15 protein-coding genes are annotated in these 13,222 nt (G+C 68.2%); 1 reads left to right on the top strand and 14 read right to left on the bottom strand.

Going from position 1 to position 13,222, the window contains the following annotated elements; all coding sequences use genetic code 11:
* From ACYCUK_RS20350 to ACYCUK_RS20285, 14 genes are all read right to left on the bottom strand, one after another.
* The coding region (locus tag ACYCUK_RS20350) for a CoA transferase (protein WP_461596467.1) at positions 1-723 on the bottom strand (723 nt) is incomplete at its 3' end.
* 84 nt (positions 724-807) lie between these two features.
* On the bottom strand, positions 808-1,125 hold the full coding sequence (locus ACYCUK_RS20345) for a PepSY domain-containing protein (RefSeq protein ID WP_461596466.1): 318 nt from the start codon (positions 1,123-1,125) through the stop codon (positions 808-810).
* Between the two features lie 374 nt (positions 1,126-1,499).
* A complete protein-coding gene (gene gloA / locus ACYCUK_RS20340) occupies positions 1,500-1,892 on the bottom strand; it encodes a lactoylglutathione lyase (protein WP_461596465.1) in 393 nt (130 codons plus the stop codon).
* Positions 1,893-2,093: 201 nt separating this feature from the next.
* Positions 2,094-3,056 (bottom strand): M48 family metallopeptidase, encoded by a 963-nt coding sequence (locus ACYCUK_RS20335; RefSeq protein WP_461596464.1) that lies wholly within the window; start codon positions 3,054-3,056, stop codon positions 2,094-2,096.
* Positions 3,057-3,061: 5 nt separating this feature from the next.
* Positions 3,062-3,778: a lysophospholipid acyltransferase family protein gene (locus ACYCUK_RS20330; RefSeq protein WP_461596469.1), complete on the bottom strand. Its 717-nt coding sequence runs from the start codon at positions 3,776-3,778 to the stop codon at positions 3,062-3,064.
* A gap of 140 nt (positions 3,779-3,918) precedes the next feature.
* Positions 3,919-4,476, bottom strand: coding sequence for a D-glycero-beta-D-manno-heptose 1,7-bisphosphate 7-phosphatase (gmhB, locus tag ACYCUK_RS20325; RefSeq protein ID WP_461596463.1), 558 nt, complete (start codon positions 4,474-4,476; stop codon positions 3,919-3,921).
* A 22-nt stretch (positions 4,477-4,498) separates the two neighbouring features.
* Positions 4,499-6,652, bottom strand: a complete 2,154-nt coding sequence (gene glyS, locus ACYCUK_RS20320; RefSeq protein ID WP_461596462.1) for a glycine--tRNA ligase subunit beta — start codon at positions 6,650-6,652, stop codon at positions 4,499-4,501.
* Complete coding sequence (locus ACYCUK_RS20315; RefSeq protein ID WP_461596461.1) at positions 6,645-7,097, bottom strand: type II toxin-antitoxin system VapC family toxin; 453 nt, start codon at positions 7,095-7,097, stop codon at positions 6,645-6,647. The genes glyS and ACYCUK_RS20315 overlap by 8 nt, the downstream gene beginning before the upstream one ends.
* The gene (locus tag ACYCUK_RS20310) at positions 7,097-7,351 is read right to left on the bottom strand and encodes an AbrB/MazE/SpoVT family DNA-binding domain-containing protein (RefSeq protein ID WP_461596460.1); all 255 of its coding nucleotides are present in this window, start codon (positions 7,349-7,351) and stop codon (positions 7,097-7,099) included. The genes ACYCUK_RS20315 and ACYCUK_RS20310 overlap by 1 nt, the downstream gene beginning before the upstream one ends.
* Positions 7,352-7,430: 79 nt before the next feature.
* Positions 7,431-8,459: a glycine--tRNA ligase subunit alpha gene (glyQ, locus tag ACYCUK_RS20305; protein WP_461596459.1), complete on the bottom strand. Its 1,029-nt coding sequence runs from the start codon at positions 8,457-8,459 to the stop codon at positions 7,431-7,433.
* 92 nt (positions 8,460-8,551) lie between these two features.
* Positions 8,552-10,090, bottom strand: coding sequence for an apolipoprotein N-acyltransferase (gene lnt / locus ACYCUK_RS20300; RefSeq protein WP_461596468.1), 1,539 nt, complete (start codon positions 10,088-10,090; stop codon positions 8,552-8,554).
* Positions 10,091-10,122: 32 nt separating this feature from the next.
* Positions 10,123-10,398: a hypothetical protein gene (locus ACYCUK_RS20295; RefSeq protein ID WP_461596458.1), complete on the bottom strand. Its 276-nt coding sequence runs from the start codon at positions 10,396-10,398 to the stop codon at positions 10,123-10,125.
* Positions 10,391-10,891: an rRNA maturation RNase YbeY gene (gene ybeY, locus ACYCUK_RS20290; protein WP_461596457.1), complete on the bottom strand. Its 501-nt coding sequence runs from the start codon at positions 10,889-10,891 to the stop codon at positions 10,391-10,393. The genes ACYCUK_RS20295 and ybeY overlap by 8 nt, the downstream gene beginning before the upstream one ends.
* 12 nt (positions 10,892-10,903) lie before the next feature.
* A complete protein-coding gene (locus tag ACYCUK_RS20285) occupies positions 10,904-11,923 on the bottom strand; it encodes a PhoH family protein (protein WP_461596456.1) in 1,020 nt (339 codons plus the stop codon).
* A 221-nt stretch (positions 11,924-12,144) separates the two neighbouring features.
* Between ACYCUK_RS20285 and ACYCUK_RS20280 the strand changes: the two genes are divergently transcribed.
* A complete protein-coding gene (locus ACYCUK_RS20280) occupies positions 12,145-12,939 on the top strand; it encodes a response regulator (protein WP_461596455.1) in 795 nt (264 codons plus the stop codon).
* Positions 12,940-13,222 lie beyond the last annotated feature (283 nt).

The following is a 13,222-nucleotide window of genomic DNA, read 5'->3' as shown; positions in this document are numbered from 1 at the left end:
GCCGCCGGCCAGGGTGAGGCCGGCGCCGTGGGGCAGGGCGGCGAAGCTGGCGGCATCGGCCAAGGCCACTTGCAAGTGCGCGCCAGGCACGCCAGGCGCGGCGGGCGATGCATTGCGTGTGGTCCCGCCGCCGCGGCGCGCCGCGGCTTGCATCAACGCCCCCATGGCGGCCTCCACCGCGAGCAAGGCGCCGGTCATGTCGGCCAGCAGCGTGGGCGGCAGGCGCGCAGCGTCAATCAGCCCGGCTTGGGCCTGATAGGTGAGGTCGTGGCCGGGAAGGTTGGCGCCACGCCCGGTTTGGCCGACGAGGGCCACGGACGCAAGCGCGGGATGGTTGCGTTGCAGGTGGCGCTTGCCCAGCCCCAGGCGTTGCAGCGCGGCCGGGCGGAACGAGGTCAGCAGCAGGTCCGCATCGCGCAGTTCCTGCTGCAAGGCGTCCTGTCCCGCCGGGGTCTTGAGATCGAGTGTGCGCACCGCGACGCCACGGTGCATGGCGCGATACAGCGGCGGGCACATGGCCCGCATCGGGTCGCCGGCGGGGGGTTCGATCTTGCGCGCTTCGACCCCCAGGGCGTGCAACCTGGCGAGGGCTGCCGGGCCAGGCAGGTTGAGCGCCAGGCTCAGCACCCGCAGGCCCGCAAGGGGTTTGAAGCCGCGCGGATGATGGGGCTCGAGTGCGTCAAGACGCCGGTTGCGGGCGCTTGCCGTGGGTGGGGAATTCATGGGCGCAGGCTTTGGAGCATGCGCCCATCATAGGCATCCGGGCGGCATCGGCGCCGCCCGGATGGGGCCATGAAGGCAGCCCGCTCAGTCCGCGTTCGCGCCTTCGACGCTGTTCTCCAGCACGGCGCCGGTTTGGGCGTCGATGCCGACTTCATGGGTGGCGTTGCCGGCCTTGATGTCGAACGAGTAGCGCAGGCCGGTGCCGCCTTTTTCCTTCTCCAGTTCCTCGTCGGCAACGGTGCCGTTGGGGATTTGCTTGAGCGCGGTGGCGCGCGCCTGCTCCAGCGTGACCTTGGCGTCTTTGCTGTAATGCTGGCCGTCGAAGGCATAGGCGGAGGCCGCGGCTGTGAGCACGCCAACGGCGAGCAGGGCGGATGCGATGAGGGTACGGGTTGTTGCCATGATGAAACTCCTTGCTGGATAGGGGTGCCGGCTGGAGCCGGCACACCGCAAACCGTTTGCGGCTGGGAAGGAGTGTCGAGGCTTGGCATTAGCCAGTCCTGAGCATGGACTGAGCAGGAACTGAGGGTGCTCGCACCCGCGATTGGATAGGGCGGGTCTGGCGTGGGCAGGCGCCCGGCGGCCCTATTGAGCGCCCCCAGGGTCGGCTCGCCGGCCCGCCCCCCCGTGGGGGTCAAGGAAGCTTGGGGCGGCCCTGCGTTTCCTTGAGAGAGTTCCGGAATTGGCAACAGACTCGAAGCGACGCGCAAAGCTCCCCCTCCCCATGCATGGGGAGGGGTGGGGAGGGGTTCAGACTGTCCCGGATTGGGGAAACATCAAGAGTGCGTGCCGCGCTGGATCAGCTCGATCTTGTAGCCGTCCGGGTCTTGCACGAAGGCGATGACGGTGCTGCCGCCCGCAACCGGCCCGGCTTCGCGCGTGACCTTGCCGCCAGCGGCCTTGATGCGCTCGCAGGCGGCGTAAACGTCGCCCACCCCGAGGGCGATGTGGCCATAGGCGCTGCCCAGCTCGTAATGGTCGACGCCATGGTTGTAGGTCAGCTCGATTTCGGCCTGCTCCGGGTTGGCGGCGTAGCCGACGAAAGCCAGGCTGTACTTCTGCTCGGGGCGCTCGGTGGTGCGCAGCAGCTTCATGCCGAGCACGCGGGTGTAGAAGTCGATGGAGCGCTGCATGTCGCCGACGCGCAGCATGGTGTGGAGGATTTGCATGATGAGTATGGGTTGATGGGTTCGATGGAGGGGAATGGACGCTGCGCCGCTGTGCGGCACGCCCCGCTGTTTGTAGCATCGCCTGCCGCATGGCGCAGCGGCGCTTGTCGGCCGTGGCGCTGGCCGGCTTCGGCGCCCGGGTCTTGCTGCAAGGCCTGGTTTGATGGGGAATGAACCGGCGGTATCCAGGCCGCCGCAACCTCACTCCCAGGGGGGCAGCAGGCTGTGGCGCAGTTCGCTGCGGGCGGTCTGCCACTCGGGGAACAGCCCGCCCACGGTTTGCCAGAAGCGCGGGCTGTGGTTCATTTCGCGCAGGTGCGCCACTTCGTGGGCGACGACGTAATCGACGATGGCGGGCGAGAAATGCAGCAGGCGCCAGTGCAGGCGCAGCGTGCCGCAGGCGGTGGCGCTGCCCCAGCGGGTGGAGGCCGAGGTGAGCTTGATGGCGCGCACCACCACGCCGAGTCGCTGCGCGAAATGCGCGGTGCGCTGCTGGAACAGGGCCATGGCTTCGCGCTGCAGCCAGGCCTGGGCGGTGTCGCGCACGCGGCGGGCGTCGCTGTCGGCAGGCAGCGGGAGATGCAGTTCGCCGGCGTCGTCCTGCAGGCGCGCGGTGCTGCCGTCGGCGCCCAGGCGCAGGGTGAGGGTGCGGCCAAGGTAGGGCAGGCGGCCGCCTTCGCGCCAGTCGATGCGCGTGGCTTGTTGCGCGCGGTGGCGCTGCTCGCGCAGGCCATGCTGGCGCACCACCCAGGCGGCTTTGTCGGCCAGCGCGCTTTGCACTTGGCCCAAGGCCACCCAGCGCGGGGCGCTGACGACGATGCCCTGGTCGTCGATGCGAATGCCGATGGAGCGGCGGCTGGCGCGGCGCAAGGTGTAGTCGAAGCGGTGCGTGCCGTCGTCGTAGCGCCGCGTCGCGGGCGGTGTCGGCTCTTGCGGTGGCGCGATGCGGGGCGGTGCGGACGGTGGCGCCGGCTGGGATACGAGAGGTGGCGCCACACCCGGTGCGAGGGGTGTTGCCAGCGGCGCGGGCACTTCACCCGAAGGGCGCGGCCGTTGCGGCCGCGTGGCGGGCGGCTGGATGCTGGGCGGCTCGATGGCGAGAATGGCCAGATCCACCCCTTCGAACAGGCTGAGTTGGCGGCTGGGCTCGGTCTTGTTCTGCATGCGGGTCAGCTTTGTTGCACGCTCGCGGCGTAGGCCTGCGGGTCGAGCCGGTGCATCTCGGCCTCGATCCAGGTTTCCACTTCGGCCATCAGGTCGGCCGGGGTGCGGCCCACCGAGGCAATGGGCTTGCCGATGGACAGGTCGATGATGCCCGGGCGCTTGATGAAAGCCTGGCGCGGCCAGCAGCGTCCGGAGGTCACGGCAATGGGCACCACCGGCGCGCCGGTGGCCACCGCCAGCTTGGTGCCGCCGAGTCGGTACTTGCCCTGGGTGCCGCGCTCGGTGCGCGTGCCTTCGGGAAACATGATGATCCAGTTGCCGCGCTCCAACAGCGCGGCGCCCTGTTTTCCCACCCTGGAGAAGGCCTCCGTGGGACGGCCGCGGTCGATGTGCACCATGTCCAGCCGGCCCAGCGCCCAGCCGAAAAAGGGCACGTAGAGCAGTTCGCGCTTGAAGACGAAACTCAAGGGCCGCGGCATCATCACCGGCAGCGCCAGGGTCTCCCAGGCGGACTGGTGTTTGACCAGCAGGATGAGCGGGCCGTCGGGCAAATGCTCCATGCCCTGCACGCGTGGCTGCATGCCGCAAATGACGCGCGCACCCCAGAGCGACAGTTTCACCCAGACCATGCACAGGCGGTACAGCGGCGTGCCGCGCACGGCGATGGACATGAGCACCGCAGCCGTGCCGATGGGAATGACCGTGACGATCAGCCAGGCCATGTAGGCCGCCGAGCGCAGCCAGAGCGTGAAGGTGATGGGAGACTGTGCCGGGCTGGCGGGTTGCTGCGGCGTCTGCGGTTGCTGGGGTGACTGGGGTGTCGACGGCGCGGGCGGGTGCGCGTCTGCGGGGGCTGGCAACGTCATGCCGCGACCTTCACCGGTTCCGCCAGCAGCCAGGTGGCGAAGGCGGCCAGGTTGTCGTGCGCCAGCGCACCCTCGGGCAGGGTTTCGCTCGCCAGCGTGCGCCCGCCCTTGCCGCTGCGCACCAGATGCAGGCTGCAGCCCAGCGACTGTGCGGCTTGCAGGTCGCGCAGCGTGTCGCCCACGGCGGGCACGCCGGACAGGTCGTCGAGCCCGTAGCGCGTGGCGATGTCCTGGAACATGCCGGGCTTGGGCTTGCGGCAATGGCAGTGGTCTTCGGGCGCGTGCGGACAGAAAAAGATGGCGTCGATGCGCCCGCCCACCGCCGCCAGCGCCTTGTTCATCTTGAGGTGAATGGCGTTGAGCGTGGCCATGTCGAACAGCCCCCGGCCAATGCCCGACTGGTTGCTCGCCACCACCACGCGCCAGCCCTCGCGGTGCAGCCGCGCGATGGCGTCCAGGCTGCCCGCAATGGGCACCCATTCGTCGGGCGACTTGATGAAGTCGTCGCGGTCTTCGTTGATGACGCCGTCGCGGTCGAGGATGATGAGTTTCATGCCAGCATTGTCCCGCAGATGCTCAGGACGCGAGGCGCGACAGATCGGCCACGCGGTTCATCGCCGCCTGCAGCCGCGCCAACAACGCCAGCCGGTTGGCACGCAAGGCGGGGTCGTCGGCGTTGACCATCACGGTGTCGAAGAAGGCGTCCACCGGGTCTTTGAGCGCTGCCAGTGCTTTCAGGGCGGAGGTGTAGTCGCCTTGCGCATAAGCGGCGTCGGCCTGCGGCGCAATGGCAGCGAGTGCCTGCGCCAGCGCGATTTCGGCGGGCTCCACCAGCTGGTTTTCAGTCAGCACCTTGCCGTCCACCGAGGTTTCGGACTTCTTGAGAATATTGCCCACGCGCTTGTTCGCCGCCGCCAGCGCCTGCGCTTCGGGCAGTGCAGAGAAGGCGCGCACGGCTTCTAGTCTCTTTCCCATGTCAGAAGGGTCATCGCACACATCCAAAACGGCATCGATGTTTGATTCTGGATGACCGAATCCAGCCCAATAGCCCACTGCTCTTTCGTTCAAAAAGATGTCAAGGACTTTCCAAAGAGGCACGCCCTCGGTCTTGGGGTTTTTGTCGATGAGGTCATCAGGGAAGGAGTTAACGGCCTGCTCCAACAAGTTGCGCTGTGAAAGTTTTGTGCTGGTTTCTGCGAGCACGCGAACAACTCCGAGTGCATGGCGACGCAGTGCAAACGGGTCTTTATCACCAGTAGGTAGGTTGCCAATGCCGAACATGCCGACGAGAGTTTCTAGCTTGTCTGCCAGAGCGACAACGATGCCGATGCCATTACGCGGCAGTTCATCGCCTGCGAAGCGAGGTTTGTAATGGTCTTCGATAGCCTCGGCGACGAGGGCGCTTTCACCATCATGCGCGGCGTAGTAACGCCCCATGATGCCTTGCAGCTCCGGGAACTCGCCCACCATGTCGGTGAGCAGGTCGGTTTTGGCCAGCAGCGCGGCGCGATCGACAAGTTTTACGCGTTCCGCAGGCCAGCCCAGTTGCGTCGCAATGCTGCGCGCGATCGTCCGCACCCGCTGCATCCTCTCGCCTTGCGACCCGAGTTTGGCGTGATACACCACCTTGTCCAGCCCCGGCACGCGGCTTTCCAGCGTGCGCTTGCGGTCCTGGTTGAAGAAGAATTGCGCGTCGGCCAGGCGCGGGCGCACGACGCGTTCGTTGCCTTCGATCACGGCGCTGGGGTCGGCGGGGTGGATATTGCTCACCACCAGAAACTGGTTGGTCAGCTTGCCCGCGGCGTCGAGCAGTGGAAAGTATTTCTGGTTGGCCTTCATCGTCAGGATCAGGCACTCCTGCGGCACGTCGAGGAAAGCGCGGTCGAACTGGCAGAGCAGCACGTTGGGGCGTTCGACCAGGGCGGTGACTTCGTCGAGGAGCGCGGCGTCGTCGATCGGGCGCAGGCCCGCACCGGCCGCATCGGTCACTTGGCCCGCGGCGGCTTGAAGCTGGCGCTCGATCTCGGCGCGGCGCTCCTCGAAGCTGGCAATGACTGCGCCTTGCTCGCGCAGCGTGGTGGCGTAGCTGTCGGCGTTGGGTAGCACGATGGGGTCGATCTGCGCCTCGAAGCGGTGGCCGTGGGTGCTGCGCCCGGACTGCAGGCCCAGCGCCTCGACCGGCACCACGTTGGCGCCGTGCAGCGCCACCAAGCCATGGGCGGGGCGCACGAACTTCACCGTGCTCCAGCCATCCAGCAACTGGTAGGCCATGACCTTGGGGATGGGCAGTTTGGCCAGCGTCTCGTTCAACGCTGTTTGCAGGCCAGCGGCCAGGGTGCTGCCCGCGGCGACGGTGTCGATGAACAGGGTCTCGGCCTTGCCTTCGCCTTCGCGGCGCAGTTGTGGCACGGCAGCGGCGTCCAGCCCGAGGGCGCCGAGTTTTTTCAGCAGCGCGGGGGTGGGGGCGCCGCGGGCGTCGAGGCCGACGGATGCGGGCATGAGCTTTTGCGCCACGGCCTTGTCCGCCGCCTTCGGGCACACGCCGGTGATGTGCGCGGCCAGCCGCCGCGGGCTGGCGTAGGGTGTGACGACGGCATCCACCGCGGCCAGGTCCTGGGCCTTGAGACGGTCGGCCAGCCCATCGGCAAAGGCCCGGCCCAAGGCGGGCAGGGCTTTGGGCGGGAGTTCTTCGGTGAAGAGTTCGACGAGAAGGTTGGAAGCGTCAGGCATCAAGGTCAATCCAGTCCAGCCCCAGCACGGGGGCGTTGCGTTGCATGTCGAGATCCAGGGTCAGCAAATGGGTGGCGCCGCTGCGGCGCGCGACAACCAGGTGCAGGGCATCCCCCGCGCGCAGCCGGGTTTGGGCATCCGCGCACAGGGCCGCGGCATCCGTGAAATCCTGGCTGTCCACCGGCAGCATCTGCACTCCGGCCTGTGTCCATTGCGCGTAGCGCTGCAACAAGTCGGCGGTGAGTTCGGGCTGGAATTCGCCGCGCCGGCTCTTGATGCTCAGCGCGCTGGCCAGTTCTGTCCGGGTCCACAAGGCGGTGAGCAGCGCGCCGGATTGCACCTCGATCCAATCCGCGAGCCGCTGTGCGCTGGGTTCGCGTGTCAGCAGGGCGATCCAGACGCTGCTGTCCACATAGATGCGCCGGGCTTGAGGCGGGAGTGTCATCAGTAGCGGCTCAGCTCGTCCTTGCTCACCGGGCGGGTCATGGGCATGCGCTGGTGCAGTTCGCGCAAGGCATCGACCAGAGCTTTGCGGGTTTGGGTCACGCCCTGCGCGTCCTTCTCCTGCAGCGCCAGCAGGCGCTGCCCAAGCTCCTGGGTGCTCAGGCTGCTGCCTTCGGCCACGCCGAGTTCGCGCACCAGCTTGGCCGGCAGGCGCAGGGCGAGGCTGTTGCCCCATTTGGCGATGTGCAATTCCATGGCGCTGCTCCAAGGTGACGCGTTCAATGTAGATACGCGTATCTACATTTTAGGCGGTCGATCAGGCGAATGCTGGCCATCAGGCCGCTTTTTTCTGCGCCAGTTGCGCGATCACCTCGTCGGCCCAGGCTTTCGGCGCCATGGGGAAGCCCAGGCGGGCGCGGCTGTCGAGATATTCCTGCGCCACGCCGCGCGCCAGGTTGCGGATGCGGCCGATGTAAGCGGCGCGCTCGGTGACGGAAATGGCGCCACGCGCGTCCAGCAGGTTGAAGCTGTGCGCGCACTTGAGCACCTGCTCGTAAGCGGGCAGCGCCAGCTGCGCCGTCATCAGCGCCTTGGCCTGCTTTTCATGCGCGCCGAAGGCGAGCAGCAGGAAGTCCACGTCGCTGTGCTCGAAGTTGTAGGTGCTCTGCTCGACCTCGTTCTGGTGGAACACGTCGCCGTACTTCAGCAGGGTTCGAGCGAGAACACCGCCGGGCCGCCCCAAGGTGTTCTCACCCCCTTGGGGGGCAGAGCCCGCCAGCGGGCTCGTGGGGGCTGTCGATCTTCCAGACGCTTCGGTTTCGGTCCACACCAGGTCGTACACGCTTTGCACGCCCTGCAGATACATGGCGAGGCGCTCCAGGCCGTAGGTGATCTCGCCGGTAATGGGCTTGCATTCCAGGCCGCCGACCTGCTGAAAGTAGGTGAACTGCGTGACTTCCATGCCGTTGAGCCACACCTCCCAACCCAGGCCCCAGGCGCCGAGGGTGGGGTTCTCCCAATCGTCCTCGACGAAGCGGATGTCGTTTTGCTTCAGGTCGAAGCCCAGCGCCTCCAGGCTGCCGAGATACAGCTCCAGAATGTTCTCCGGCGCGGGCTTGAGCACCACCTGGTACTGGTAATAGTGCTGCAGTCGGTTGGGGTTGTCGCCGTAGCGGCCGTCTTTCGGCCGGCGGCTGGGCTGCACGTAGGCGGCCTTCCACGGTTCGGGGCCGATGGCGCGCAGGAACGTGGCGGTGTGGCTGGTGCCCGCGCCCACTTCCATGTCGTAGGGCTGCAGCAGGGCGCAGCCCTGGTTCGCCCAATAGTTTTGCAGCGTGAGGATGATGTGTTGGAAGGTGAGCATGGGAAGCACCAGGAAACCGGCAGATTGTAGGAAGCCGTGCAAGAAAGCCGTTGCCGTCAGCCGCGGGCTTGATCGGCGCCCTGGCGCCGACTTCACGGCATGCGTTTGCGTGCCAGCAGAGTTGCCACGCCCAGCGCCAGCAGGCACAGCAGCACGATGGGCGCGTAGCTCCAGCGCGAGGCCATCCAGGCGAAGGGCGTGGTGCCGGCATAGCCTTGCACCTGGCCGGCGAGCACGCCCACGGTGAAGGGCTGCAGCATGGCCAGCACGCGGCCGTCGGCGCCGATGATGGCGGTGGCGCCGGTGTTGGTGGCGCGGATGGTGGGGAGCTGGAATTCGAGCGAGCGCATGCGGGCGATTTCCAGATGCTGCGGAATCACGATGGTGTCGCCGAACCAGGCCAGATTGGTGAGGTTGGCGATGATGTTGGGCGCATGCGCGGGGTTGCGAAAGCGCTGCGCGAGCTGCTCGCCGAACAGGTCTTCGTAGCAGATGGTGGGCGCCACCTTGTCGCCATGCACGACGAAGGGCGGCTGGTCCAGCGTGCCGCGGGCGAAGTCGCCCAGCGGCATGTTCATCAGCCGCACGAACCAATGAAAACCATAGGGAATGAATTCGCCGAAGGGCACCAGATGCGCCTTGTCATAGCGGTAGGGGGCCGGGCCGCCGAGGCCGAGGATGCTGTTGGTGTACTGGTTGGCGCCGCGTGTCAGCGGAATGCCCAGCAGCGCCTGGGCGTGGTGCGCCTTGAGTGCCGCGGTGATGGCGCTCAGGTAGTGCGGCGGCAGGTCCTCGGGCAGCACCGGCACACCGGTTTCAGGCGTGACGATGAGGTCGGCGCGCAGGCTGGAGAGCCAGTCGCCGTACATGTTCAGCGTCGGCCCCAGGCGCTCGGGCTGGAACTTCTCGCTCTGCGGCACGTTGCCCTGCAGCAGCGCCACGCTGATGGGCTGGCCGATCGGCTGGGTCCAGCGCTGGTGGGTCAGTTGCTGGCCGGCCGCGGTCAGCAGCACCAGCAGCGCCACCGCCAGCGCCGCGCCGCGCACGCTCACCTGGGTGAGCAGCGCCAGCAGGGCGGCGGCCAGCGCGGCGGCGAAGTCCACACCGTACATGCCGAGCAGGGGGGCGTAGCCTGCCAGCGGGTTGCCCACCTGCGCATAGCCCAGCGCAGCCCAAGGAAAGCCGGTGAACACCGTGCCACGCAGCACTTCCGCCAGGGTCCAGGCGGCGGCCAGTGCCAGCGCCGCGCCAGCGCCGCGTGCGGCGTGCCACGGTTCGCGCGAGGCCGGCGGCGCCAGCGCCGCTGCCAGGGCGCAGGCCAGGGCCGGGTAGATGGCGAGGTAGGCTGAAAACAGCAGCACGGCCCCGCCCGCCAGCAGCGCCGGCATGCCGCCATACACCGCCATGCTGATGTAGAGCCACCACAGCCCACCGGCGAACCAGCCGATGCCGAACAGCAGCCCGAGCCAGGCGCCGCGTTTGGCGCGGGCGATGGCCGTGCTTGCCGGTGTGCGCCACAGCAGGGCGATGAAGATGGCCAGAATGAGGATGGAGAAAGCGCCGAACTTGGGCCGCCCGAAGGTCTGCGCCAGCGCCAGGCCAAGCCACAGGGCCAGCAGGGCGGCGGACAGGCCGCGCCAGCGCGCGGCGGCAAGGTTCGGTTTCAGGGCCGGGTTCCTTCCGACAAGCGGCGCCGGCCGCTCCAGATGGCCCAGACGCCCAGGCCGATCCAGCCGCCAACACAGGCCAGGAACAGACCGGGCTGCCCAGCGCGGTGGATGAACGGGCTGGCGTTGAACAAGGGCAGCGCGGTGACGCCGAAAGCCGCGCCGACGAGGGAGGCGAGCAGGATGATGGCGCCGAGCAGGATGCGCACGCGCGCCCGCCAGCGGCGGATATGCGCAGGGTGGTCGGGCAGGGTGCGGCGTTGCTCAGGCATAGGGATCGGCGATGCCCAGCGTCAGCAACAGCGCGCGCTCGGTGGCTTCCATGCGCTCGGCGTCGGCTTCCAGCTCGTGGTCCCACCCCATCGCGTGCAGCACGCCGTGCACCACCATGTGGGCGTAGTGGGCGGCCAGGTCTTTGCCCTGCTCGGCGGCTTCGCCCGCGATCACGGCGTCGCACAGCACGATGTCGGCAGCGGGCGGCCAGGGCTGGTAGTCGAAGGTCAGCACATTGGTGGCGTAGTCCTTGCCGCGGTAGGCGCGGTTGAGTTCGCGGCCTTCTGCGGCGTCGACGAAGCGCAGCGTGATTTGCGCGGGTTCGATGGGCGCGGGCTTGGCCTTGCGCAGGCGGGCGTTGGCCGGGCCGCAACGCAAGGCGGCACGCACCCAGCGCTGCAGCTTGTGGCGGGGCAGCGCGCTGCGGTGCGTGCCGCTGGCGAATTGCACCGACAGCTGCAGCAGCGGAGCGGCGGTACGCAGGGCTTGCATGTCGGTTGCGCTTCAGTTGGCGGTTTTGGCGCGCTGGGCCGGCTTGCGCTGCGCAGGTTTAGTCGCGGCCGCAGCCGCAGCTCCGCCCTGCGCTTGGCTCTCCGCCCGCTCATAAGCCTCCACGATGCGCGCCACCAGCGGATGGCGCACCACGTCCACCGTGGTGAAGCGGGTGATGGCCACGCCGCGCACATCTTGCAGAATGCGCTCGGCCTGGGTCAGCCCGCTGAGCGCGCCGCGCGGCAAATCCACCTGGCTCAGGTCGCCGGTGATGACGGCGCGCGAGCCGAAGCCGATGCGGGTGAGGAACATCTTCATCTGCTCCGGCGTGGTGTTCTGCGCCTCGTCCAGAATGATGAAGGCGTTGTTCAGCGTGCGCCCCCGCATGAAGGCCAGCGGCGCGATCTCGATCGTGCCGCGCTCGAACAGCTTTTGCGTGCTCTCGAAACCCAGCAGGTCGTAGAGCGCGTCGTACAAGGGGCGCAGATAGGGGTCGATCTTCTGCGCCAGGTCGCCAGGCAGGAAGCCCAGGCGCTCGCCGGCCTCCACCGCCGGGCGCGTCAGCACCAGGCGCTCCACCGCATTGCGCTCCAGCGCGTCCACCGCGCAGGCCACGGCCAGGAAGGTCTTGCCGGTGCCGGCCGGGCCGAGGCCCACGGCCAGGTCGTGGCCGAGGATGCTGCGGATGTACTCGGCCTGGCGCGGCGTGCGCCCGTGCAGATTGGGGCGGCGGGTGTGCAGCACGGGCTCGTCGGCCGCGGCCTCCAGGTTCGGCTCCTGCCCTTGCGCGGCCTGGGTGAGTTCGAGCTGAATGTCCTCCAGCCCCAGCGCCTTGTCGGCGCGCAGCCACAGGGCTTGCAGCAGCGCCTGCGCGGAGCGGGCCCGCGTGCCTTCCAGCGTGAAGCGCTGCTCGCGGTGGCGGATGACGATATCGAAGGCGATTTCGATTTGCCGCAGATTTTCGTCCAGTGGCCCGCAGAGATGGGCGAGGCGGACGTTGTCGGGAGGCGAGAACTGCTGTTTGAGAATCAAGGAGGTCAGCTGGCAAAAGTGGCGTCGCCACGCTGGGCGACATGGCCGCAATTGTGCGACATGCGTGCGACAAGCGGGCCAAGGCGGGCCGATGTTGGGGAACGCGCACACAACGCGCGCGCGTTGTGGAGCGGGCCGGCATCATCCCTACAATGCGGGTTGACAAATCTCGAATGCGGTTTGTGTAAGCGCTCCGAGCTCCCAGGCCACCATTCAAGCCCATGCCCCAAGCCCAACGCTGCACCCTGATCGTCGAAGACCTGGCCGAGTCGCGCACCGCCATGGCGCGCCTGCTGAGCCAGGTGCTGCCCGAGCTTCCCGTGTGCGAAGCCAGCACCCGCGCCCAGGCCGAAAGCCTGATTCGCAGCCGCACCATCGAACTGGCGCTCATCGACTTCGGTCTGCCCGACGGCAGCGGCCTGGACGTGTTGCGCACGCTGCACGCGGCCCAGCCGCAGGCGCGCGCCGTGGTCATCACCATGTTCGACGACGACGCCCACCTGTTTCCCGCGCTGCAGGCCGGCGCTTTTGGCTATGTGCTGAAAGACCGGCCGGAAATCGAGCTGGTGGCGCAGTTGCGGCGCATCCAGGAAGGCGAGCCGCCGCTCAGCTCCTCGGTGGCGCGGCGCATGCTGATGCATTTCGCCGCGCTCAAGGGCCAGGCAGGTACCTCGAACGCATCGGGCACAGCCGATGGCGAAACGAAGTGGGGCCGCCGCGTGACCGACGCGGGCGGCACGCCGCCGGCCGGCCCGCACGATCTGACGCACCACCTCAGCCCCCAGGCCAGGGCGCGGCACGGCATGGTGGAGGAGCCCGAAGTCATTCTCACCGAGCGCGAAACCGAGGTGTTGCAACGCGTCGGCAAGGGCTACACCCTGCCGGAAATCGCGCTGCAGCTGGGTTTGTCGCGCCACACCGTGGCCGATTACGTGAAGCAGATCTACCGCAAGCTCGACATCTCCTCCCGCGCCGAAGCCGCGCTGGAAGCCGCGCGCCGCGGTCTGGTCCGCTGAGCGCTGCGGCTCCAGCCATGCCTGCGCAGGGCTGGACAGCGCGAAGGGTCTGCCGGCCTACGAGCCGGCTGCCTACCGGCGCTGCGGCTCCAGCCATGCCTGCGCAGGGCTGGACAGCGCGAAGGGTCTGCCGGCCTACGAGCCGGCTGCCTACCGGCGCTGCGGCTCCAGCCATGCCTGCGCAGGGCTGGACAGCGCGAAGGGTCTGCCGGCCTACGAGCCGGCTGCCTACCGGCGCTGCGGCTCCAGCCATGCCTGCGCAGGGCTGGACAGCGCGAAGGGT

It is taken from the genome of Thiomonas sp. (genome assembly GCF_054608695.1).
The sequence above is the reverse complement of the archived record's forward strand: the minus strand, read 5'-3'. Positions and strand labels throughout refer to the sequence as shown.